This window comes from Bacteroides parvus, assembly GCF_017309675.2.
In the GTDB taxonomy this organism is placed as follows: domain Bacteria; phylum Bacteroidota; class Bacteroidia; order Bacteroidales; family Bacteroidaceae; genus Bacteroides; species Bacteroides uniformis.
In genome coordinates this window covers 2195351-2219345 of sequence record NZ_CP084680.1, presented here as the reverse complement: position 1 = coordinate 2219345, position 23995 = coordinate 2195351, and the positions used below count along the sequence as shown (strand labels likewise).

The window sequence follows — 23995 nt, the reverse complement described above, 5'->3', positions numbered from 1 at the left end:
TACCAATTGAATGATGAAAACAAAGATACTTATTCTATCATTACTGTGCTCCGGACTGAATGCCGGGGCACAACAAGCATATCTGAGCCGCGAAGAATACCGCGACAAGGTAGAAGCATACAGCCAGATTCTGAAACAACAGCATCTGAAAACATTCGCCAGTACCGAGGCACGCAAGATTGCCTCCACCGGTTTCCTGCCCCAGATTGACATCATCGCCGAGGGTACCGCCAATCTCAATCATCTGGACCAATGGAACAGTCCGAAAGGAGACTACCGCCCTTATACCTATCAGGCACTTGCCACCTTGACGCAGCCGCTTTATACCGGAGGTTCCCTAATAGCCCAAAAGAAAGTGGCGCAAACCGAAGAGGCACTGGAGCAACTAACCACAGAACTGACCCTCGACCAGATACACTATCAAAGTGACGCCGTCTATTGGAATGCCTCTGCCGCCCGTGCCGGTCTGAAAGCCGCGGCTACCTTTCAGGATATTGTACAACAGCAGTACGACATCATCCAAGACCGCTTCGATGACGGCGCCATCAGCCGCACAGACTTGCTGATGATTTCCACCCGGCGTAAGGAGGCCGAATTACAGTACATCAAGGCACGCCAAAACCATACCCTTGCCCTGCAAAAACTGAATATCCTTATGGGCTCGGAACCGGACGCTCCCATAGACAGCATAGCCGAAATAGATATACCGACTGCCCCCATCATCCCTTTGGGCCTGGATGATGTGCTGCCCCGCCGGGCAGAATATGCCAGTACCTCCGTGAACATCGCCCGCAGTGAAGCGCAACGGCATGCCGCCCTCAGCCGCTACAATCCACAAGCCAGCATGTTTCTCGCTACCGGTTGGGATACGGGAATCGCCTATATGGGGCAGAATGTACCTCATACTCCCGTCGCAGGGGTCAACGTCAGCATCCCCATCTTCCGTTGGGGAGCCCGCTTCAAGACAAACCGCCAACAGAAAGCCTATATCGGCATACAGAAGCTGCAACAAAGCTATGTAACGGACAATATTCTGGAAGAGCTCTCCGCAGCCACCACAAAGCTAACGGAAACTGAACAGCAAGTCAAGACGGCCCGGGAGAATATGACACTTGCCGAAGAGAATCTAGACCTTGTCACCTTCTCTTATAATGAAGGAAAAGCCAGCATGGTAGATGTACTGTCCGCACAACTCTCATGGACACAAGCACACACCAACCTGATTGATGCGTATCTCGCGGAAAAGATGGCGGTAGCTGAATATTGGAAAGTGGTCAGCGAATGAAATGCCCCTCAACGAAAAAGATAAAGAAACTCCGGCATGGCTTTGTAAAGCCATGCCGGAGTTTCTTTATCTTTCCCCTACTGACCAGGTTTATCCCAAGAATGAAATCAATACACCAGCCGCAACAGCCGACCCGATTACACCGGAGATATTACTGGACATACAGTAATTCAGCACATGGTTTTTCGGGTCATATTTCGTTGCAATCTCATTGCAGACGCGGCTTGCCATGGGCACGGCACTCAGGCCGGTAGCACCAATCAGTGGATTGATCTTCTTCTTGCTGAATAGGTTGAACAGCTTCACAAAGAAAATACCTCCCGTAATGGACAATGCAAATGCCAGGAAACCGCCAATCACAATACCGATGGTTGTCCAATTCAGGAATGCCTCACTAGTCATCGTGGCGCCAACGCTCAATCCTAAAAAGATGGTAGCTGCATTCATGATACTATTAGCAGCAGCGTCGAACAAGCGGCTTGTATCAGAACCGATTTCCTTAATCAAATTACCGAACATCAACATACCAATCAAAGGTACTGCCGTAGGCACAAATAAAGCAACAATCGTAGTCACTGCAATCGGGAAGATAATCTTCAATACACGCAGATTCTTAATCTCGATTTTCGAAGGATACAGCTTCTCCTGCTCCTTCATGTTAATCATCAATTCCTTCTTGGTACAGAACAACTTCACCACCATCGGAATGATGACCGGTACCAGCGCCATATAAGAATAAGCAGCAATGGCAATCGGTCCCAACAGATGGGGAGCCAGCTTGATGGTAGTAAAGATAGCCGTAGGGCCATCGGCACCACCGATAATGCCCAACGCACCCGCTTCCTGCGGAGTGAACCCTATCATCACAGCACAAAGCAGTACGGTGAAAATACCTAACTGCGCAGCCGCACCGAATATGGAGAGACGCAAGTTACGGAGCATCGGACCGAAGTCCGTCAGCGCACCCACCCCCATAAAGATGACAGGTGGCAGGAATCCGGTCTTAATCAGCATATAATAGATGAAGTTCATCAGTCCAAGGTCGTGCGCTATTTCGTGCAACGGCATCTCCCAGATATTCTTCATCACCCCGCCTACCATGACCATTCCGTTTTCATCCGCCTGAATCACACCCATCTCGCCGCCAGGAAAGTTGGCGATGAGTACACCGAAAGCGATGGGTACCAGCAACAATGGTTCATAGTGCTTCTTGATGCCCAAATAAAGCAGGATAAAAGCGATGGCATACATCACGAGGAACGACGGATCAGCAATGATATTGCTGAAGGCCGTCATATCATAGAGTTTTGCAAATATATCTTCCATTATCCTATCTTCATTAATACATCATCTTCAGAAACAGAGTCACCCGGATTGACACAGATGGCAACAACCGTTCCATCAAAGTCTGCACGGATGGCATTGTATGTCTTCATAGCTTCGATATAGCAGAGAAGATCGCCACTCTTCACCTTGTCACCCACTTTCAACGGGGTTTCTTGTGCATTCTTCGTCAAGAAGAACTTGCCTTCGAGCGGAGCCGGAATATCCTGACCTTCGCCTACGGGAGGAGCAGTCACCTTCTCGGTAGCCGAAGCGGGCAGGTCAATGTCACCATAAGCCACCGTTACGCGGTAGGCCTGACCGTCCACCTGCACGGTGAGCGTCTTGGGTTTGGCATCGTCCAGCGGAGATTTGTCACGTTCAGCACGGCGTTTCTCCACATCCTCCAGGAAGTCCTGCTTGGCCTTGCCACTCTTGTAAGCCTCGTATTGAGCCGGGTGCATGGCGTATTCGAAAAGCTCTTCGTCGTCCTCGCCCAATTCCCATTTGTTTTCCTTCATCAGCTTGCGGTACTTGTCCAAAGCATCGGGATAGTTGTCTTGCGGATTGCCGGTGAAGAATTTACGTCCTTCGCGCTCTGCTTTCTCAATAAGCTCAGGAGCCAATTCACCCGGCAACTTACCGGCTTTGCCCAGCAGCATATCCCAAATATCATCGGCAATCATGCCCCAACGTTCCTTGCCCTTCTCCATAGCAATGACGTTCATCATGGAGAGATTCTTGACATACTGGCTAAACGGAGTCACCAATGGCGGATAACCTACACGCGGCCAGACGTATGCCACTTCGTTGAACAACTTGATGAGCAATTCATCCTGCTTCATGAAGGGCAGGTTGCGTTTTGCCTTATATTTGTTAATGGATTCCAAATTGGACTCCAGGTCTGCCATCAAACTGCCCATCATGCCGCCCGGAAGTCCAGGACCAATCAGCAGGGAGTTCATCAAACGGTTACGCGGGCTGATGTACAAGCCAAGGAAATCATCCATAAATTCCTGGATGAGGGCACGTACCTTCATATATGCCTCCATGTTGATTTCGGGCACCTGGAAGCCTGCATCTTTCAGCATAGCCTGCACGCTGAGCAGGTCTGCATGTCCTGTACCCCATGAAAGCGGTTCCATACCTACATCAATATAGTCGCAACCTGCCTCGCACACTTCAAGAATGCTTGCCATATTGAAGCCGGGCCCCGCATGACTATGGTACTGGATAGGAATATCGGGATGTGCCGCCTTGATATTGGCCACAATCTTACCCAGGGAAACCGGACGTCCGATGCCTGCCATATCCTTGATGCAAATTTCATCGGCACCAGCCTTGATAAGCTTCAAAGCCATGTTCGTGTAGTATTCTACGGTATGGATAGGTGAATGGGTGATGCAGAGCGAACATTGGGAAATCATTCCGGCATCGTGTGCATAACCAATGGAAGGAATGATATTGCGAGTATCGTTCAGACCGCAAAAAGTACGCGTGATGTCCGTACCTTGCGCTTTCTTCACCTTATAGAACAGCTTGCGTACATCGGCGGGCACGGGACTCATGCGGAGGCCATTCAAGGCACGGTCCAACATGTGAGTCTGGATACCGGCTTCGTGGAACGGCTTCGTCCATTCGCGCACGGCTTTATTCGGATTCTCCCCAAACAGCAGATTTACTTGTTCAAAACCTCCGCCATTGGTTTCCACGCGCGCAAAACAACCCATCTCAATGATAGCGGGAGCTACTTTCACCAGCTGGTCAACACGGGGTACATATTTTCCGGCACTCTGCCACATGTCCCTGAATACCAAGCTGAACTTAATTTCCTTTTTCATACTAAATTATTCGGTGTGTTTTTATATAAGATTATTATTTCAGATTTTTTCTACCTTAGCAACTTTACCCTTACCTTGTGTCACTACTGTTACGGCTGCACTGATAGCTGCCAGAATATTACCGGGGACAGGTGCAGGACCATTTGCTGCAGCTTTGGCCGGTACCACTTCTTCGGGTGCATATTTGTTCACAAGTGCAATGAGACATTTTCCTAAGTAGATAACAATCAGCAGGATAGCAAAGACTGTTGCCATACCTACCACCATTAGCAGAAGTGCTATGTTCAAGTTTTCCATATTATAAATTATTAGTTATTCCGTAGGATTTAAAAAAAATCGTTCGAAATTAGCGATTATCCGTTAAAGAAAGGTGGTAAAAAATAATAAAAGATGCTAAAACGTCACTTCCCGCACTACCGGAGAGGTGGTACGGGAAGTGTATAATACCCCATTTATGTCAAGAAAAGAGGCAATTGGCGGGATGGGAAAAATCAGCCCAGCGGGTTCTCTCCCTGATCGCCGTCGTTGCCGCCCTGGTTGCTGCCACCTTGATTGCCACTGTCAGAAGAAGGAAGCTTGCCCCACTCTTCCCAAACAATCTTCGTATTCACCATGCTGCGGGTAATCACCTGACGGCCACTATTACGCTCCACTTCGGGCAAAAAACGGACACGTACTCCGTTAATCAGCGAAGCGCTTACCTCCGCAGCCGTCGACACTCCTCTTTTAGTAGAGGTGGCAGTATAGTAGAAGGTGCCGACACCGTTTATCTTCACAGTACGTCCCTGCCCCATGAAATTGCTCAATACACGCCCCAAGTTCTCCATCACCGCATACGTGTCACCACGGGTCACGGTAGAAAGAACAGACAGCTCGTCTGCCACTTCACGGGTAGTAACCGCCTTGCCCCAGGTTACTGATTGAGGATACCACAAATCGTTTACTTTTTTCTGAACTCTTTTAAAAAATGCCATAATCGTAATGTTTTAAATGATTAATTAATAATGTATATCCGGTTTCTCTTGTCTCACCCGAGAAGCAGAAGTTTTCATCGTGAGGCCTCAACGATTCAGCCGTCTGCTTTTCTCAAATTCGATGTTGCAAAGTTAGGGCGGGAAACAAGGGAAAACAAGAAAATGGCATCTACAACCAATTTTCATAAATCACTCAAATACAAACAATTACAAAAATAACATCTCTACAAGAAGAAGGGGGAAATAAAGCTGAAATAAGAAGAATAAGGTGATAATCTCTACAAGCTATACACGCAAACTTCTGATAATGAAGGCACCTATATCTTCCGGTCTCTACAAGATAGTTACTATAAGCTATTCTTTGCAATATGACATCATTTAGAGTTTATGCCAGTGAAAAGAAAGAATGCACACATAGAGAGAATGTGCCTCTCTACGTGTTTGGCTGATTTTACTTTGTTACTGCATTATACAAATCCTGGTAGGTTTTCACCACACTATACGCCACATCGCCAGTGCTGATAGCTGCAAAGTGGCGACGGGCGCACTCTATCTTGGCATCCTCGGCACGGCGAAGTTGTGATACTTCGATGTCGTTGCCTTTGGTTTCTGCCACGAAATAGACGTGCTTCACGGAATCTTCTCGAAAAGCTACAGCCCAGTCGGGATTATATTTGCCCATCGGAGTGTTGATGTAGAATCCACCGGGCAGTTTGCTATATACCACCACATCATCCTCAGCTTCCAGCGACTCGGCAAAACTCTTTTCGATACCTTCACTATCTACCACTACAAGATCGTAAAGCGACTTGGTACTTTCGATAGCATTCTTGCCAAGTGTACCACGCAGCGTAGCTTCCTCAAAGATGCCAGTACCAAAAGTTCCAGCACATTTCTCATACTGGATGTGTTGGATGAGCGAGATAGCCTTACAATCGTTGATGATGCGACCGGCTTTGATGATGAACTCTTCTGGATTCAGCTTGAACTGATGGAAAGTCGCATGATTAACGCCTTTCAGCATTTCTACAATGGTGCGGCGAGTTAGACCGGTGGATTGCACGAGTTCACCTACCAAGTCGTAAGTTACTTCTGCTCCAATAACTTCCGTTACCCGAATGGTTTTCACTGTAGCGGCACTCATGGCTGCTCCGGCTTCCAATTCTTCGCGGTCACGGATGCTTTCCATACCGCCACTCTCCACTACAATACGGATTTCTGTCACATTCAGGTGCTTGTCGAGTGCATCAATGGCACTCTTGATGAGTTTTGACGTTTCAAAACTCACGTTATAGTAAGTACGTGTATTGATGCGCCGCCACAACTCTTGCCACTCTTTTTTGTTGAAGTTGTCTTTCACTAAGTGAGCCTCCGTTTTATTACGTCCATTGGCTGGTTTGAAGGCATCGGGATTGAACACTTTATCCAACTGTTTGATGATAAACGAATGTAGATTTTCCACCTCACCAAACTGGAGCGAATCGGCTTTCTTTTCGTCAAAGTACTTTTGCGTGAGCTTGCCCTTCTTGATGTAACCTTGGACTATCAGTTCTTCGTGGATTTCCACGGCCTGTTCGGTCGTAATCTTTATGCTGTGTCCATCTTGTGTCTGTGCCAGTTGGTCGGCAAACAGTGTGGCTGTCACCACTACCGGACGGCTGGCACAGGCTTCTGCCATATCGGTTTGCAGCTTCTTGGCAAAGTCGTCATAGCTCTCGCTGGCAATAACGGTCAGGATATTGGTGTCGAACACATGGTCACCCAATACGTCGGCATCTTGACGTTCGCCCTTATCGTTGACGCATAGGCGCATACCACGACCCACCTCCTGACGTTTCTTGATTTCGTTGGAGGTGTCTTTCAACGTACAAATCTGGAACACATTAGGATTGTCCCAACCTTCCTTCAAGGCCGAGTGAGAGAAGATGAAGCGAATGGGGCAACTTTGGCTAAGTAAGCGCTCCTTATCCTTCATGATAAGGTCGAAACCACGTTCTTCGTTTTCGCCTTCCTTATTCTTCGATTCCACGTTCTTCCCTTTTTTATCGATAGAGAAGTAACCATCGTGAATGTTTTCGGGCGCATTCTTCGGATTGGAAAGGAAGCGAGTGTAGGCGGTATCCTTAAAGGTAGACATAAGCTCTTGCAAGGCACGTTGGTATTCCTCTTCAAACATCCGTGCAAATTTGCCCTTCTCTGCCGTGTCCTTACCGTAGATGCGGTAACTATCCACATGATCGATAAAGAAGAGCGAAAGCACCTTGATGCCGCGAGCAAAAAGTTGGCGTTCACGTTCCAAATGAGTCTTGATGGTTTCACGTATCTGGTGGCGACGGAGAATATCCTCATTCACGCTGCCCACCACCTCACCGGGATGAAGCGTCAGTCCGTTGAGGAAATGCACGGTATTGGTCAATCCGTCTATACATTCCACTTTAAAGTTATTGGCATACTCCTGCAAACCGCCACTTTGCTCTTTGAGATCGAATCCTTCGCCGACCAAACGAATGGTCTGGCGTGTGCCATTGGCAGTCTTGACATCGAAGCCCAATCGAGCTTGTGGATTGCCTTTGCTAATGACGATCTCATCCAGATAGACATAGCTATTGGTAGCTGTAGAACCCACTTGATGCACACTGCGTACCTCTATTTTCTTCACCAGCTTCTTGTTGTAAGCGTCGATGGCATCGAGGCGATATACTTGGTTGAATATTTCACGGTGCGTGGCACTATAAAGTAAGGTAAAGAGCGGGTTAAACAGTTTGATACCTTTTCGTGTAGCATTACTTTTATCCGTTCCCAACACGCTTTGCGGCTCGTCAATAATTAGGATGGGATTCGTTTTTGCCAAGATGTCAATAGGCTTTCGCGAACCGAACTCATCACGGCGTGAGAAGATGATACGGGCTGCGGAATCACCTGCGCGACCTTCCTTGTTTTTATCCTCGTTAAGCGAAGCATTGAAAGCCTGCGTATTGATAATCATTGCATGAATGCCGTTATCCGAAGCAAAGGCATCAATCTTAGCGAGCTGCTTCGAGTTGTAGATGAAGTATTGCATACGCTTACCATATTCTCCAGCAAAGTGCTCTGCCATACTCTCAAAACTCTTGAACACGCCTTCGCGGATGGCAATACTAGGCACTACAATCACAAATTTCGACCAGCCATAGCGGGCGTTCAGCTCATACATGGTCTTGATGTAGGTATAGGTCTTACCCGTACCTGTTTCCATCTCGATGGTAAAGGTACGTCCGTCTCCCTCCAGATGCTCCACGGGATTCAATCCTTCTGCCATCTGTATGCCACGCACATTCTCGCAAATACTTTCATTGTCAAGTACAAGGGGAAGATTGCCGAAGCCGTCGAAGTTGAGCGCACCAAACTCGTTCAAGAAGGTGCGGCTGCCATCGTGTTTGGGTTGCCCCTGAAACACATCGCTCACGCATTTGGCGGCCTCCGCTTGAAAGCGTTGATGTTTATATCTTATTTTCACTTTTTGCCTCCTTTCTTACTTTTGTCACTAATCGCCTTGATAGCGTTCAAATAGTCTTGCTCCACATCGCTGAGTGTGCGTTGTTTATATTTACGATACTCAGTAGTGGCATGTTCCATCGCTTCTTGATGGGATACTAGGCCTCCATCCAGTAGGAGTTGTTCTCCAGTTGAGGTGAGTATGCGATCCAGATAGTTTGCCCAATCGTTCATGGTCATGGGTTGCTCTTTCTCGGCTTGGCTTTCTGCGAAATCAAGTAAAGCGATAATCATGTCAAGATTATAGAAGGTTGTCATGTATGACTTACCATCTGTGGCAGTTGTTCGGAATTTCCGAACAACTGAGTCCTCTTGTAGTTCGCCTTCTTCGAAAATGTGCTTAATATGCTCACTTACATTCGATTTACTCGTCTGATACAACTCGCACATCTGCGCTTGAGTAAGCCATAAAGTATCTTCCTCAAGTTTCACATCTATCTTTGTCAGACCGTCATTGTCTGTATAGATTGGTATTTTGTTGTTCTCTTCCATGGACACGTCAAATTACTCTGATATTATTAAACGCATCATTATCCGACCAATCCAAGGATTGCTTGAACTGCTCATAAATATTGATTTTCTGAGCATCTTCCTTGAAGCAGGCATCACGGAAAAGTACACGCAAGGGACTCTTGTCGGCCATCGCAGTTACTACCTTATCGGTAATGCCCTCGGAGAAGCAAGCCACAAGATCGCCTTCGTTGACAGTGTAGATGGTACAACCGTCCATGGTTTCTGCCTGCAAGGGCAAGTCCAAGCGAACACCCCATGCCAACATCGAACCATAGAGTAGGTCGAGGTCAGTACGATCGCGCTTGATATTATAGGCAAAGAGGTCAAGCTGGTCTTGCTTGTATTCCTTGGGTGAAAGTGATACTTTCTCGTAGTTGCTTTCGTCAAGGCGGTAGACACGGAAACCGGTGTCGAGGTTTTGGGTAGTAAGCGGGGAATCTGCTTTTATTTTTGCACCGGAACGACGGATGCGTTCTTTGGCTATCTCAGGGATAGTGGCGTAGCCTGCCTTACGTGCTTCGCTATCTTCTGGCGTTTCTTCGGGAAGCTGAACGCAGATATATCTTCTGTTACCTCCGTCTTCGGCGTTGAGTTGCATTACAGCATGAGCAGTGGTGGCAGAGCCTGAGAAGAAATCGAGGATAAGTGCATCTTTATCAAAATGAGTCATCATCTTGAGCATCCTTATCAAGAGATTTATACTTTTGGGATTGTCGAATGCTTTGCAGCCCATTAATTTCTGAAGATATGAAGTTGCGGAAGAAGTTAAGAAATCTGTATCCCACCAAGTCGTAACTTTTTTTCTTGATTGTCGAGCCTGATCTTCGTAATACTTCTTCTGGAGATTGTTCTCTGTGACAATAAGCAGTCCATTATCATACAGTTTCTGCATGGTCTCTTTTGAATATCTCCAATATCCTTCAACGCCCATAAATTCGTAAAAAGGATTACCTTTCTTTGCTCCACCAGGACCATCTACAGGTGCCAATTTATATTTTCCCTTATCGTCTTCTCGATCAAATCCGTCTAATACAGGGTCTTCTCCTATATTCTTTTGTTGAGCAAACACCTCATTTATTTCTTTGGCATAAAACGCAATGTGATTGTGATTCTCAGATATTATTCTATCATTAGAAACAGAGGCTCTATGCTTATGGCAAATATCAGCAATGAAATTATGCTCGCCAAAGACTTCATCACATATTTTGATGAGATTTGCATTCTCATCATCACCTATCGAAATAAAGATAACTCCATCCTCCGTGAGCAGAGAACGAGCCACCAGCAGACGACTATAAATCATACTACACCAATCCGAATGAAACTTACCATTCGTATCGGTATTCTTCCTGAAGCGATAGCCCAACTCGTCCACATTGCCGGCTTTGAAATCCTCTTCGGCAGCAGTGAGAGCAAAGTCGTCGTGATACACAAAGTCATTGCCAGTATTATAGGGTGGGTCGATATAAATCATCTTCACCTTACCCACATATGAGCGTTGCAAGAGTTTGAGCACTTCCAGGTTATCACCTTCGATATAGATATTCTTCGTATTGTCCCAATCCACGGAATCTTCCACCACCGGGCGTAATGTCTTATCGGTTGGTTTGGCAGCCTCCGCACGAGCGGCATTCTTACCTACCCATGTAAACTGATACATCTCGCCATCGCCGTCTGTGACATGGTCGCCAAGCAACCGGCGAAGCACCTCGAAGTTTACCTTTCGGGAGATTTCACCAGTCTTGTCATCACGTACTTCGGTAAATGCCGAAGGTGCTATCTGATAGAGCGCATCAAGATTGAGTTGCGTTCCGTCTGCAGAGTTCAAATCCAAATGTTTTAATATGTCAGTCATATATCTTGTTTCTTAATTGTTTTCTAATGTTTTAAGTTTCTCTTTCTTTGATTTGTCCTTGATGAAAGTAGGAGATGTGAAAATGAAACGCAATTGTTCCACTTGCTCCAATTCTTCTTTCAATGCTTCGTAGGCATAGATGGAGAATAAAGCCGCAGCAATAGACACAAAAGTACCTTTGGATAACCGTCCTTTGATGTCATCCACTACACGCTCGTTTATATTGTTTATTAATTTGGAATGTTCCATCCTCGTTTTATTAGACCTTAGTTCCGCGGCACTTTACAAAACAATTATTTAAAGTACTGAGTAATAAAATATTGCCCAGTACTTTGCCATGTCAGAAGATTCACTTAAATTAGTGTTGCAAAAAAGCACAAGAAATCTTCAACAAGCATGACAAAAATAAGCATAAAATCCGGTAAACTCACTTCTTTTGGAGGGATATTTTTAATTATGGAGCAATTTGATTCTATGCTCTCATCCGTAATCAATTCAACACAGCAGTCCGATAGAGAGCGAACTATTGAAATAACAAGGAATAACAATATTTTTTAAGTCACCAATCAGTTTCTTATTTCATTTTGTAACAACATTTCAAATCCCAAAAACATCCGTTTCAAGCCATCAAACCGTCACAGTCCATCCCCTCCCAGAACACCTTCTGAAGTGGGGGTAATTCAGTATACGACTAAATAGGATTCAATATACGACTGAATGGCATTCAGTATAAGACTGAATAGGGTTCAGTATAAGACCGAGGTTATATTAGTAGCAAAACAGAATTGAGAACAGAGGAAATCACCGACTTTTTGTCCTAATAAATCAACACGAATTGGCTATATTCCTAAAATAATCATATAAAAATATCGGCATTACTTCCGAGGTTATTCTCTATGGTTTCTTCCATAGGAAACTGTTGCTTGTCTATGCAAAAAGAACCATTCTTCCGTTCAAAAACCCAATTATCGTCCACCCGAAGCGAGTCGGACACTAATATACCACCGGCATTTTTAGAATAGACATAGACAACTATCCCGTTCTCAAACCTAAATGTATATTCGAACCCGACTACTCCCTCTTTCTTTCCGGCATAAATAAAATTCACATAATAATCTATCTTCTTCCATTGGGGCGACAAATGGTTCTCAATATCGAATAAGGCCAAACTGAAGTTTGTTTTACCCGATTCGTTCGGTCCATATACAATACCATTTTTTATGATACCGTCTTTGATAGCGTTTTTATGAACTCATAATTAGCCGGACTTGACAAATCCCACTTGAAGATACGGAAAAGGATTTCCGTAAAGAAATTACGGGCCCAATTTATCTTAATGCCACCTAATAGTTTCATACCCTTGTCACTGTTGTCTTGCAATCCGAAATTTCAGACATGGCACACTACTGTATCCAGCGTCTCTCCATCAGCAAACAGTCCACCATCTGCCTGCATCATCCGTTTCTTCAGGCGAAACTTCTGCTGGGACACGGAAGCGGGAGACACGGCAATGAGCGTGGCAATCTGTGCATTGCTGAAGTGCAGGCGGATAAGCATGCAAAGCTGGCTGTCGGCGGGCGTAAGCTGGGGAAAGCGCAGGACAAGGCGTTTGGAAGCGCCCTTGTATACTCTGTCAGTAAGCTTCTGCAAGTAGTCCCACTGGCTGTCCGCAAGGAATTTGGGCTGGATGCGCAACTGCTTCACCACTTCGTCTGCGTCTATCATGGCAGAAGCAAGCGCCTGCACCTGCCCGTCGAGCATCCGGACACGCTCGCCCTCTTTCCTCAACAGTTCCAGTTCGCGGGGCACGGGGTTGTCTTCATACTCCTTGAGACGGGCGCGGAGCAACTCGTTTTCCTTATCCAGACGGCTGCCATGCTCCATGAGGTTTGTCAGCGAGCTATGCACTTCTTCGCGCTCTTCGTCGGTCAGCGACATCTCCTTCAGGCACTCTTCCAGTTCCTCGCGCTCGCGTTCGTTGTTGCGCAGGCGCTGTTCGTTCTCACTCAGGGTGATAAGGTAGTTGCGGTGACGGCGTTCCTTCTTGAACCGGACAAGGCTGAACAGCATAGCACCGGAGATGCTGAACATGATTACAGAAAACACTCCCCAGAAGAAACGTTCGTAACCACTGACCGGCTTCAGCCGCACATGCCTGCCATCGGAAAGCTCCTTTATCTGATTGTATTCACGGTGCAAGCCGGAAATCAGACGGACGGCCCGGGCACTGTCGACAGCACCGCATTGCACCAGCGAGTCGGCATGGACAAGGGACTGTTCGTAGTTCATCAAGGTTCTATCGGCAGGTTTCGAGCAGGCTGTCAGCCCTAAAAGGAGGGTCAGCAGGAGAAAAAGGGAGGCATGTTTCATCTTGAAATTTTGTGTTTATAATAAGTAAGGTGTAAAATCGGTAAGGAACGAGCTTACTTCAACAGTTTTCATAATCAATGCATATTAATCGTTGCAGAAACAAAGGTAACACTTTCTTCCCACAATAAATAAAGAGGTACAAAGTTTTTCATTACTTTGTACCTCTTCTTTTTCTTCGACTCGCATCATTCATGGTCGCGAGTCAGCAAAAATCATATAGCTTAGAACTCGCTCGTAAAGTGGAACTTGATATGCTTGAAGTCCATCTGCGCCATCTGCAACACATATCCGCTATCGGCCAGGAACACATCCCTGCCCTCGCGGTCTTTGGCCATGTACTGGTATTTGCGCTTCTTGAAGGCTTCCAGCTCCGCCGCATCATCGCTCTCAATCCAGCAGGCCTTATACAGACTGAGCGGCTCCCAACGGCACTTCGCACTGTATTCGTTCTCCAGACGATACTGGATGACCTCGAACTGCAACTGCCCCACCGTACCGATAATCTTACGCCCGTTGAACTGGTTGACGAACAACTGCGCCACACCTTCGTCCATCAACTGGTCGATACCCTTGGCAAGCTGTTTCTGCTTCATCGGGTCGGCATTCTCAATGTACTTGAACATCTCCGGCGAGAAGCTCGGAAGTCCCTTGAAGTGGAGCGCCTCGCCTTCGGTCAGCGTATCGCCAATCTTGAACGTACCGTTGTCCGGCAGGCCGATAATATCTCCCGCCCAAGCCTCGTCGACAGTCGTCTTGCGCTGCGCCATGAACTGCGTGGGCGACGAGAAGCGCATCGTCTTGCCATGACGTACATGCAAGTACGGGGCATTGCGTACAAACTTCCCGGAGCAGATTTTGCAGAAAGCGATACATGAACGGTGATTCGGGTCGATATTGGCGGTTATCTTGAAGATGAATCCGGTAAATTTAGGTTCTTCCGGCTCCACCTCACGCTCTTCCGCCTTCACGGGACGGGGACTGGGAGCAATCTCCACAAAGCAGTCCAGCAGTTCCTGCACACCGAAATTATTCAGTGCCGAGCCGAAGAACACGGGAGCAAGCTCACCCTTCAAGTATTCCTCCTTATCGAATTCGGGGTAAACGCCGTCTATCAGTTCCAGTTCGCCGCGCAGCTTGTCGGCCAGCTGGGCGCCAATCCGGTTGTCCAGCTCCTCGGTATGGATGTCCACTTCCACCTTCTCCGTCACCACCTGCTTGCTGGGCTGGTAGAGGTTGAGGTTATGCTCGTAGATATTGTAGACACCCTTGAAACGGACACCGCTCTCGATAGGCCACGTCAAGGGACGCACGTGGATGTGCAGTTCCTCCTCCAGCTCGTCCAACAGGTCGAACGGGTCTTTGGCTTCACGGTCCATCTTGTTGATGAAGATAATCACCGGCGTATTACGCATACGGCAGACCTCCATCAGCTTGCGTGTCTGCGTTTCCACACCTTTCGCACCGTCCACCACGATGATAACACTGTCCACAGCCGTCAGCGTGCGGTAGGTATCTTCAGCAAAGTCCTGGTGACCCGGAGTATCAAGGATGTTGACCTTGTAGTCATGGTAGTCGAACTCCATTACAGAAGTGGTAACGGAAATACCACGCTGTTTTTCAATATCCATCCAGTCCGACGTTGCCGTCTTCTTTATCTTATTGCTCTTTACGGCACCCGCCACCTGGATTTGTCCACCAAAAAGCAACAGCTTCTCGGTCAATGATGTCTTACCGGCATCCGGATGCGCAATAATCGCAAACGTTCTCCGTCTCTCTATTTCGTTGTTATTGGCCATATATCAATTAGTCAGTAATAATCACTCTTCCAAATTCTTCATGCAGACGGCAAGGCTCGCCTCCCAATGGGGTATATCGATGCCGAATGTCTTCTTTATCTTTGTCTTGTCCAGTACGGAATAATGCGGACGCGGCGCCTTGGCAGGGAATTCGTCCGTATGTAGTGGGTTTACTTTGCAGGTCTTTATGCCGGCCAGGCGATGGATAGCCAACGTGAAATCATACCACGAGCACACACCCTCGTTGCTAAAATGATAGATACCGGGAACAATCCCCCGGTTGACAGCCGCAAAAATGGCACGTGCCAAATCATTGGCATATGTCGGCGTACCTATCTGGTCGAAGACAACCCCCAGCGTCTCTCGCTCACGCCCCAGACGAAGCATCGTCTTCACAAAATTATTCCCGTAAATGGAATAGAGCCATGCTGTACGGATAATCATGGCACGGCTGCAATGCTTCATCACCGCCTGCTCACCTGCCAGTTTAGTAGAGCCATATACCGAATTGGGGCAAGTGGCCGCCTCTTCCGTATAAGGAGTGTGTCCGGTTCCGTCGAAAACATAATCGGTGGACACTTGTATCAAGGCAGCACCGCAAGCTTCGGCAGCGGCAGCCAGATAGCCAGGAGCGACATGGTTCAGCTTGTCGCAAAGTTCCTGATTGTCCTCCGCCTTGTCCACCGCCGTATAAGCAGCGCAATTCACAATCACATCTATCCGGTTACCCTTCACAAACCTGTGCACAGCTTGTTCGTCGCAAATGTCCAATTCCTGCACATCAGTGAAAAAATAAGCATGTTGTCCGTTTTCTTTCGACAACACTCGCATTTCATTGCCAAGTTGACCGTTGGCACCGGTTATCAGAATATTCATTTAATAAAGTTACACTTATATATAGAATGTTACGATGAACAATATTTTCCTTCATAATTATCAATCATCCACTATCAATTATCCATCAACTCCAGTTCTCCCCGCTTCTCCTTGTCATAATAGTTGGCAAGCAACGAGATGAAACCACTGATGGCCTCCATAGCCTTTGCCGTGCCCTGACTGATTTCCTTCTTCTGCAAGCGTAACAGCAGCACTCCATAAAGCGCCTCGAAACAAGTGTCTACCTCAGACTCCTCTTTCCGGCCGTTCTTCTGACGCAGTTCCACGATAAAAGGCAGTGCCTTGAAATAAGCCGCATTATAGAACGGATATTTCGTAGAAGCCAGCAATTCGCCATGCAGCTCCGTCAGATTCAGAATGACATTACGGTTGATTTGCAGATGCCCTTTTTCCGTTACGCCTTCCGCACGCATCATATCTGCCAGGTTTCCATACCATTCTTCCAGCGCAGGCCGTTCCTCCTCCGGATAGCGCAAGATGATGTTCTGGCGTATCCGGTCTATGTCACAGCCGTTGGCACGGAGCAAGTCCTCCACCTGCCACATATATATAAGGTATTCGGCTATATTCTTCTCTTTCAGTTGTTGCGCAATCTTCACGATAAAATGTATGATTTATAACCTTAGATTTATGACTTCATTATCAATTTATCCACTATCGATTATCCATTAATACAGCGATTCACCCATCAGCGTAAACACCAGTCCCATCACAGACACCACAATGACAATGCTCCCGATAATACGGTTCAGTATCCAGATACCTCGCAGGTTGAATTGTGTACGGACCTTATTGACAAAAAAGGTTATGCCAAACCACCAAGCCAAAGCACCCAATGCGATGGCCAGGTATCCGGTGACAGCCTCAAACACCAGCACGCCCTCACTTACAAAAGCGAAGCGGGCGAAAAGGCCTACAAAAAGGAAAATAATCAGTGGATTGGAAAGTGTGACGGCAAACGCCGTTATGAAGTTATGGAAATAGGAACCCTTATTGGTGGATACCGGCCGGATGGACTGTACCGGATTGCTGCGGAACGTATAAATGCCAAATGCCAACAGAAGAATGCTTCCGAAAAGCTGCAGGTAAAAGATGTTCTTGTTGACATAATCAAAAACGAAACTCATCCCGTAGCCCGTCAGCAAGGCATATGCAATATCGCTCAGCGAAGCTCCTATCCCCGTTACGAAACCATACCACCGTCCTTTATTCAAAGTACGCTGAATACACAATACTCCTACAGGACCCAATGGCGCGGACACAATGACGCCAATAATGAACCCCTTCCACAATATGTCAAATATGGTCTCTATCTGAATCATGGCTGCAAATATCGGACTTTTTTATGAGACGAACGAATAGTGTTAACGTTTTTTCGACGGAAAAGGATTTTAAGAAGTAAAGATTATCCATTTTACATATTATTCCGTATATTTACCTCCGAACTTAACAATACCCCCTAATGAAACGAATAAAAAAAACTCTAGCACTCGTTTCCATGACCGTCTTACTACTGACGGCATGCGAAGCTCCCAAGGAACTCGGTGTGATTCCATATCCGCAGTATGCCCAAACTACGTCAAAAACAGTCGAACTGCCATCTACGGTAACCTTCTCGACCAATCTGGCGAAATCCGACATGAATGACCTGCTGGCCTATCTGCCGGACTTTGCCATCCCCATGAAGCTTGTCGACAAGAATCCTTTTGTAACGATAGAAATAACGGACGAGACGGACAATCCAATCGCCGCCGAAGGCTACAACCTGACAGTCAGCAAACAAGGTGTAAATATTCAGGCCTCCTCCGCAGCAGGTGCCTTCTATGGACTGCAAACCCTGGCACAACTTGCCCGTAACGGGAAGGAACTGCCAGTCACGACCATCAAGGACGAACCCAGATTCCCCTACCGTGGGCTGCACCTGGATGTTTCAAGGCACTTCTTTAACACGGACTATGTCAAGAAACAAATAGACCTGGTAGCCACCTACAAAATTAACCGCCTGCATTGGCATCTGACCGACGGTGCCGGATGGCGGCTGGAGATTCCGGGCTATCCCCGCCTGACAGAATTCGCAGCCTGGAGAAAAGCCGCCAATCTGCAGGATTGGGGGAAATATAACCACCGCTTCTGCGAAAAGGATGAAGAAGGAGCCTATGGAGGCTACTATACAGAAGCAGATGTACGCGAAGTTTTAGAATACGCCCGCTTGAGGCATGTTACTGTCATCCCCGAAATAGAAATGCCGGGACACTCAGGAGAAGTACTGGCAGCCTATCCACAGCTGTCCTGTACCGGCGAGCCTTATACATCCGGTGAAGTCTGTATCGGCAACGAAGAGACCTTCAAGTTCTTCGAAGATGTGCTGGATGAAGTGATACGGCTGTTCCCTTCCCGTTATATCCATATTGGAGGCGATGAAGCCAGCAGACGCCACTGGAAAGCATGTCCCAAATGCCAGAAGCGCATGAAGGAAGAAGGGCTCAAAGATGAAAGTGAGCTGCAAAGCTATATGATAGCCCGCATAGAGAAGTACCTCAACGACAAAGGGCGTGAAATCATCGGCTGGGATGAGATACTGGACGGAGGCCTGGCCCCCAACGCAACCGTCATGTCGTGGCGGGGTACGGAAGGTGGCATTGCCGCCGCCCGCATGGGGCATTACGCCATCATGACACCGGAGAGCCACTGTTATCTGGACCACTACCAGGATGACCCCGAGACACAGCCGCTGGCGTTCGGCGCCTGCGTCCCCATCGGACAGACCTACTCCTACGACCCGGCTCCCGACTCATTGGAAAGTGATATCTGCAAATACATATTAGGCGTGCAAGGCAATGTATGGGCCGAATATCTACCCACTTACGAACATGCCGAATATATGATATACCCGCGCATCATCGCTCTGGCAGAAGTAGGATGGACTCCCATGAAGAACAAGCATTCAGAAAGTTTCAAGAGACGTATCAACAACGAAATACGCCATATCAAAGCAATAGGCTACAACCCGTTCACCTTGTCGGAACTAGTGCAGACCAGCCAGACCGTTGACTATGCCAAGAAAAGAATCATGCTGTCCCTCACCTCCGAAAAACATCCGATTGACATCCGCTACACAACGGACGGTTCCGAACCGACTGCGTCTTCCAAGTTATACAAGAAACCGTTTGCCGTAAAAGACTCCATATTGCTGACCGCACGTCTTTTCGATGGAGAAAAGCCTATCGGAAAAAGCCTTCACCTGCGCACCGACTATCACAAAGGCATAGGCAAAAAGATAACCTATGCACCGGGCGGCGGATACTATCAGCATAAAGAAGTATACAAAGGCGGCGGTGACACCGGTCTCCTCGACGGACTTCGCGGCGGTAAAAGCTACATGGACGGGCGTTGGCAGGGATTCTGCCCCAATGATTTGGATGCCACCATCGACTTGGGCGAAGTGACCGCTATACAGCGGGTCATGGCCAACTTCATGCAAATCCGTACCCCGCAGGTTTTTCTTCCAGCCAAAGTAGAAGTGTGGGCATCAGTGGACGGCAAAGAATTCTCCCTGCTGGGCAGTGATACTTGCAGCGAGGAGGATGCCGGAAAAGACGTGATTTTCAGAAATTTCGGATGGACCGGCACCCCTACTGAAGCACGGTATGTACGCTTCCACGCCATACAAGGGAAGAAACAATTCTTATTTACGGATGAAATCGTCATACAATAATATACATCCGGCTTTATAAAACAGAATAAAAAACGCATACAAGTAAAATTGCATGCGTTTTTTGTTTTCCTTTTTTTCTCCTCCCCACCGATTTTGCGTATCTTTGTCCCCAAGAAGAAAAGATGAAGATATTCAAAGAAGTAACTTCAATCGTAAAATCGTAAATCGTAAAATCGTAAATATAACTATGATTCTTTTTTTCAGAACACCATCCAAGAGTGTGATTGCCGTAGAATGTAATCATGAACTCCCCCAGGCAGACAGCGACAAACTCTGCTGGCTTTTTGGAGAAGCCACCCCCGAAAGTGAAGACAACCTGAAAGGACATTTCGTCGGCCCGCGCCGCGAGATGATTACTCCGTGGAGTACAAACGCCGTAGAAATCACCCAGAACATGGGACTGGACGGCATTATCCGCATCGAGGAGTATTTCCCCGTAAAAGATGAGAATGCAGACCATGACCCGATGCTGCAACGTATGTACAAGGGGCTGGACCAGAATGTATTTACAACCAACCGGCAACCGGAACCGATTGTACACATCGAAGACCTGGAGGAATACAATGAGAAAGAAGGGCTGGCACTTTCCAAAGAGGAAATGGACTACCTCAAGAAGGTAGAAAAAGATCTTGGACGCCCTCTGACGGACTCCGAAGTATTCGGTTTTGCGCAAATCAACTCCGAGCACTGCCGTCACAAAATCTTCGGCGGGACATTCATCATCGATGGAGTAGAACAAGAATCTTCACTCTTCCAAATGATAAAGAAGACCACACAAGAGAATCCCAACAAGATTATCTCTGCCTACAAAGACAATGTGGCCTTTGCCGAAGGTCCGGTTATCGAACAGTTTGCTCCGGCAGACCACTCCAAGCCCGACTATTTCCAAGTAAAAGACATCAAGAGTGTCATCTCCCTGAAAGCGGAAACACATAACTTTCCCACTACCGTAGAACCGTTCAACGGTGCATCTACCGGTACGGGCGGTGAAATCCGCGACCGTATGGGCGGCGGTAAGGGCTCTTGGCCGATTGCCGGAACAGCCGTCTATATGACCTCCTACCCCCGTACGGAAGAAGGACGTCCTTGGGAAGAGATTCTGCCGGTACGCAAATGGCTGTATCAGACTCCCGAACAAATACTGATCAAGGCCTCCAATGGTGCCAGTGATTTCGGAAACAAATTCGGTCAACCGCTAATCTGCGGTTCCGTGCTCACTTTCGAACATAAGGAAAATGATGAAGTCTATGGTTACGACAAAGTGATTATGCTTGCTGGAGGCGTAGGCTACGGTACCCAACGCGACTGTTTGAAAGGTACACCGGAAGCCGGAAACAAAGTGGTTGTTATCGGTGGAGACAATTACCGCATCGGTCTGGGCGGCGGCTCCGTATCTTCCGTAGATACCGGACGCTACAGCAGTGGCATCGAGCTGAATGCCGTGCAACGCGCCAACGCCGAAATGCAAAAACGTGCCTACAACGTGGTACGCGCACTTTGTGAGGAAGAGACCAATCCGGTTGTCTCCATCCACGACCACGGCTCTGCCGGACATGTTAACTGTCTGTCTGAATTGGTAGAGGAATGCGGCGGCCTGATTGACATGAGCAAGTTACCCATCGGTGACACCACGCTGTCTGCCAAGGAAATCATAGCCAACGAAAGCCAGGAACGCATGGGCTTGCTGATTCAGGAAGAGGCCATCGAACATGTACGCAAGGTAGCCGAACGCGAACGCGCTCCGATGTACGTAGTAGGTGAAACCACCGGTGACCATCGCTTTGCCTTCCAGCAAGCTGACGGTGTACGTCCGTTCGACCTCGCCGTAGAACAGATGTTCGGCTCTTCCCCCAAGACTTATATGGTGGACAAGACCGTGGAACGTCATTACAAAATGCCCCAATACGAACTTTCCCAACTACATGAATACCTCACCAATGTGCTCCAACTGGAAGCTGTGGCTTGTAAAGACTGGTTGACAAACAAGGTAGACCGTTCTGTAACAGGCAAGATTGCTCGCCAGCAGTGCCAGGGTGAATTGCAGTTGCCTCTGAGCGATTGTGGTGTGGTAGCTTTGGACTATCGCGGCGAAAAGGGTATCGCAACCTCTCTGGGCCATGCTCCCCAGGCGGCACTTGCCGACCCGGCAGCCGGCTCCGTTCTTTCCGTCAGCGAAGCCTTGACCAACTTGGTTTGGGCACCGCTTGCCGAAGGTCTGGACAGCGTTTCCCTTTCTGCCAACTGGATGTGGCCTTGCCGTTCGCAAGAAGGTGAAGATGCCCGTCTGTACACGGCAGTAAAGGCATTGAGCGACTTCTGCTGTTCCCTGCAAATCAATGTACCGACTGGTAAAGACTCTCTTTCCATGACACAGAAATACCCCGACGGCAGCAAAGTCATTTCTCCGGGCACGGTAATTGTTTCTGCCGGTGGAGAAGTTTCCGATGTCAAGAAGGTCGTTTCTCCAGTGCTGGTCAACAATGAAAAAACTACCATTTATCATATAGACTTCAGTTTCGACAACCTGAAACTCGGTGGTTCCGCCTTCGCCCAAACCCTGGGCAAAGTGGGTGACGAAGTTCCCAGCGTGCAGGATGCCGAATACTTCCGCGATGCTTTCCTTGCCGTGCAGGAGCTGGTCAACAAGGGACTGATTCTTGCCGGACATGATATTTCTGCCGGTGGCCTTATCACTACACTGCTTGAAATGTGCTTTGCCAATGTGGAGGGCGGTATGGAAATCAACCTGGATAAAATCAAGGAGCAAGACCTTATCAAGATTCTGTTTGCAGAGAATCCGGGTATCGTTATTCAGGTGAGTGACAAGCATAAGGAAACAGTAAAGCAAATCCTGGAAGATGCAGGCGTAGGTTATGTGAAACTCGGTAAACCGACAGACGAACGCCATATTCTTGTATCAAAAGGCGATGCTACTTATCAGTTCGGCATCGACTATATGCGTGATGTATGGTACTCCACTTCTTATCTCCTTGATCGTAAACAGTCCATGAACGGCTGTGCCAAGAAGCGTTTCGAGAACTACAAGATGCAACCGGTGGAATTCGCCTTCATGCCGGACTTCAAAGGCAAGTTCTCACAATACGGCATTACCCCGGACCGCCGCACACCTTCCGGTATACGCGCTGCCATCATCCGTGAAAAAGGGACTAACGGCGAACGCGAAATGGCCTACTCGCTCTATTTGGCAGGCTTCGATGTGAAAGATGTTACAATGACCGACCTTATCAGCGGCCGCGAGACGCTGGAAGATGTAAACATGATTGTTTACTGCGGTGGTTTCTCCAATTCCGACGTGCTTGGTTCTGCTAAGGGTTGGGCCGGTGCCTTCCTTTTCAATCCGAAAGCCAAAGAAGCGCTCGATAAGTACTATGCACGCAAGGATACGCTTTCGCTAGGCGTCTGCAACGGTTGCCAGCTTATGATGGAACTCAACCTTATCAATCCCGAGCTTGAAAAGAAAGGCAAGATGTTGCACAACGATTCCCACAAATTCGAATCCAGATACCTCGGTGTTACCGTTCCCACTAACCGCAGTGTAATGCTCGGGTCTTTGAGCGGCAGTAAACTGGGTATCTGGGTGGCCCACGGCGAAGGCAAATTCTCTTTGCCGTACGATGAGGACAAATACAACGTTGTGCTGAAATACTCATACGACGAATATCCTGCCAACCCCAACGGTTCGGATTATTCCATAGCCGGATTGGCAAGTGCCGACGGACGCCATCTGGCCATGATGCCCCACTTGGAACGTGCTATCTTCCCCTGGCAAAATGGTTGCTACCCCGCAGACCGCGTAAACAGCGACCAAATCACTCCTTGGATAGAAGCGTTTGTCAATGCACGCAAGTGGGTGGAAGCCAATAAAAAATAA

The 23995-nt window shown here is 47.8% G+C and carries 16 protein-coding genes and 1 pseudogene; 3 read left to right on the top strand and 14 right to left on the bottom strand.

Features of this window, described 5'->3' with window-relative positions; all coding sequences use genetic code 11:
• Positions 1-10 precede the first annotated feature (10 nt).
• Positions 11-1285, top strand: a complete 1275-nt coding sequence (locus tag JXR92_RS08820; RefSeq protein WP_138344740.1) for a TolC family protein — start codon at positions 11-13, stop codon at positions 1283-1285.
• Positions 1286-1375: 90 nt separating this feature from the next.
• On the opposite strand, the gene JXR92_RS08815 is transcribed toward JXR92_RS08820, so the two are convergent.
• The 14 genes and pseudogenes from JXR92_RS08815 to JXR92_RS08750 all read right to left on the bottom strand — a co-directional run bounded on the left by JXR92_RS08815 (position 1376) and on the right by JXR92_RS08750 (position 17710).
• On the bottom strand, positions 1376-2611 hold the full coding sequence (locus JXR92_RS08815; protein WP_117601166.1) for a sodium ion-translocating decarboxylase subunit beta: 1236 nt from the start codon (positions 2609-2611) through the stop codon (positions 1376-1378).
• Entirely contained in the window at positions 2611-4449 is a 1839-nt protein-coding gene (locus JXR92_RS08810) for a biotin/lipoyl-containing protein (RefSeq protein WP_117601165.1), read from the bottom strand. Before JXR92_RS08810 ends, JXR92_RS08815 begins: the two co-directional genes overlap by 1 nt.
• A 39-nt stretch (positions 4450-4488) precedes the next feature.
• Positions 4489-4746, bottom strand: coding sequence for an OadG family protein (locus JXR92_RS08805; protein ID WP_035449540.1), 258 nt, complete (start codon positions 4744-4746; stop codon positions 4489-4491).
• A gap of 194 nt (positions 4747-4940) precedes the next feature.
• Positions 4941-5423, bottom strand: a complete 483-nt coding sequence (locus JXR92_RS08800) for an HU family DNA-binding protein (protein WP_035449543.1) — start codon at positions 5421-5423, stop codon at positions 4941-4943.
• 451 nt (positions 5424-5874) lie between these two features.
• Positions 5875-8919, bottom strand: coding sequence for a type III restriction-modification system endonuclease (locus JXR92_RS08795; RefSeq protein WP_138344738.1), 3045 nt, complete (start codon positions 8917-8919; stop codon positions 5875-5877).
• Positions 8916-9449 (bottom strand): RhuM family protein, encoded by a 534-nt coding sequence (gene rhuM / locus JXR92_RS08790; protein ID WP_138344864.1) that lies wholly within the window; start codon positions 9447-9449, stop codon positions 8916-8918. Before rhuM ends, JXR92_RS08795 begins: the two co-directional genes overlap by 4 nt.
• A 7-nt stretch (positions 9450-9456) precedes the next feature.
• Complete coding sequence (locus tag JXR92_RS08785; protein WP_138344736.1) at positions 9457-11325, bottom strand: site-specific DNA-methyltransferase; 1869 nt, start codon at positions 11323-11325, stop codon at positions 9457-9459.
• A gap of 36 nt (positions 11326-11361) precedes the next feature.
• Positions 11362-11574 (bottom strand): annotated as a pseudogene (locus tag JXR92_RS08780) (phospholipase D-like domain-containing protein); the annotation flags it as partial.
• Between the two features lie 607 nt (positions 11575-12181).
• Entirely contained in the window at positions 12182-12493 is a 312-nt protein-coding gene (locus JXR92_RS08775) for a hypothetical protein (protein WP_057252873.1), read from the bottom strand.
• Between the two features lie 221 nt (positions 12494-12714).
• Positions 12715-13695, bottom strand: a complete 981-nt coding sequence (locus JXR92_RS08770; RefSeq protein ID WP_138344734.1) for a helix-turn-helix transcriptional regulator — start codon at positions 13693-13695, stop codon at positions 12715-12717.
• A gap of 221 nt (positions 13696-13916) precedes the next feature.
• Positions 13917-15491, bottom strand: a complete 1575-nt coding sequence (locus JXR92_RS08765; protein ID WP_117963501.1) for a peptide chain release factor 3 — start codon at positions 15489-15491, stop codon at positions 13917-13919.
• A gap of 21 nt (positions 15492-15512) precedes the next feature.
• Entirely contained in the window at positions 15513-16367 is an 855-nt protein-coding gene (rfbD, locus tag JXR92_RS08760) for a dTDP-4-dehydrorhamnose reductase (protein ID WP_138344732.1), read from the bottom strand.
• A gap of 74 nt (positions 16368-16441) precedes the next feature.
• Positions 16442-16987: a DUF4924 family protein gene (locus tag JXR92_RS08755; protein WP_035449558.1), complete on the bottom strand. Its 546-nt coding sequence runs from the start codon at positions 16985-16987 to the stop codon at positions 16442-16444.
• A 69-nt stretch (positions 16988-17056) separates the two neighbouring features.
• Positions 17057-17710 (bottom strand): LysE family translocator, encoded by a 654-nt coding sequence (locus JXR92_RS08750; protein WP_035449560.1) that lies wholly within the window; start codon positions 17708-17710, stop codon positions 17057-17059.
• Between the two features lie 140 nt (positions 17711-17850).
• Here JXR92_RS08750 and JXR92_RS08745 point away from each other — a divergent pair, with 140 nt between their 5' ends.
• On the top strand, positions 17851-20103 hold the full coding sequence (locus JXR92_RS08745) for a glycoside hydrolase family 20 protein (RefSeq protein WP_138344730.1): 2253 nt from the start codon (positions 17851-17853) through the stop codon (positions 20101-20103).
• Positions 20104-20290: 187 nt separating this feature from the next.
• A complete protein-coding gene (purL, locus tag JXR92_RS08740; RefSeq protein ID WP_035449569.1) occupies positions 20291-23995 on the top strand; it encodes a phosphoribosylformylglycinamidine synthase in 3705 nt (1234 codons plus the stop codon).

Excerpts from the sequence above, each read along its gene's own strand:
- rfbD (WP_138344732.1), bottom strand. The coding sequence starts at position 16,367 with ATGAATATTCTGATAACCGGTGCCAACGGTCAACTTGGCAATGAAATG.
- JXR92_RS08745 (WP_138344730.1), top strand. The coding sequence starts at position 17,851 with ATGAAACGAATAAAAAAAACTCTAGCACTCGTTTCCATGACCGTCTTA.
- JXR92_RS08815 (WP_117601166.1), bottom strand. The coding sequence starts at position 2,611 with ATGGAAGATATATTTGCAAAACTCTATGATATGACGGCCTTCAGCAAT.
- rhuM (WP_138344864.1), bottom strand. The coding sequence starts at position 9,449 with ATGGAAGAGAACAACAAAATACCAATCTATACAGACAATGACGGTCTG.
- JXR92_RS08765 (WP_117963501.1), bottom strand. The coding sequence starts at position 15,491 with ATGGCCAATAACAACGAAATAGAGAGACGGAGAACGTTTGCGATTATT.
- JXR92_RS08820 (WP_138344740.1), top strand. The coding sequence starts at position 11 with ATGATGAAAACAAAGATACTTATTCTATCATTACTGTGCTCCGGACTG.
- purL (WP_035449569.1), top strand. The coding sequence starts at position 20,291 with ATGATTCTTTTTTTCAGAACACCATCCAAGAGTGTGATTGCCGTAGAA.
- JXR92_RS08810 (WP_117601165.1), bottom strand. The coding sequence starts at position 4,449 with ATGAAAAAGGAAATTAAGTTCAGCTTGGTATTCAGGGACATGTGGCAG.
- JXR92_RS08785 (WP_138344736.1), bottom strand. The coding sequence starts at position 11,325 with ATGACTGACATATTAAAACATTTGGATTTGAACTCTGCAGACGGAACG.
- JXR92_RS08800 (WP_035449543.1), bottom strand. The coding sequence starts at position 5,423 with ATGGCATTTTTTAAAAGAGTTCAGAAAAAAGTAAACGATTTGTGGTAT.
- JXR92_RS08750 (WP_035449560.1), bottom strand. The coding sequence starts at position 17,710 with ATGATTCAGATAGAGACCATATTTGACATATTGTGGAAGGGGTTCATT.
- JXR92_RS08770 (WP_138344734.1), bottom strand. The coding sequence starts at position 13,695 with ATGAAACATGCCTCCCTTTTTCTCCTGCTGACCCTCCTTTTAGGGCTG.
- JXR92_RS08805 (WP_035449540.1), bottom strand. The coding sequence starts at position 4,746 with ATGGAAAACTTGAACATAGCACTTCTGCTAATGGTGGTAGGTATGGCA.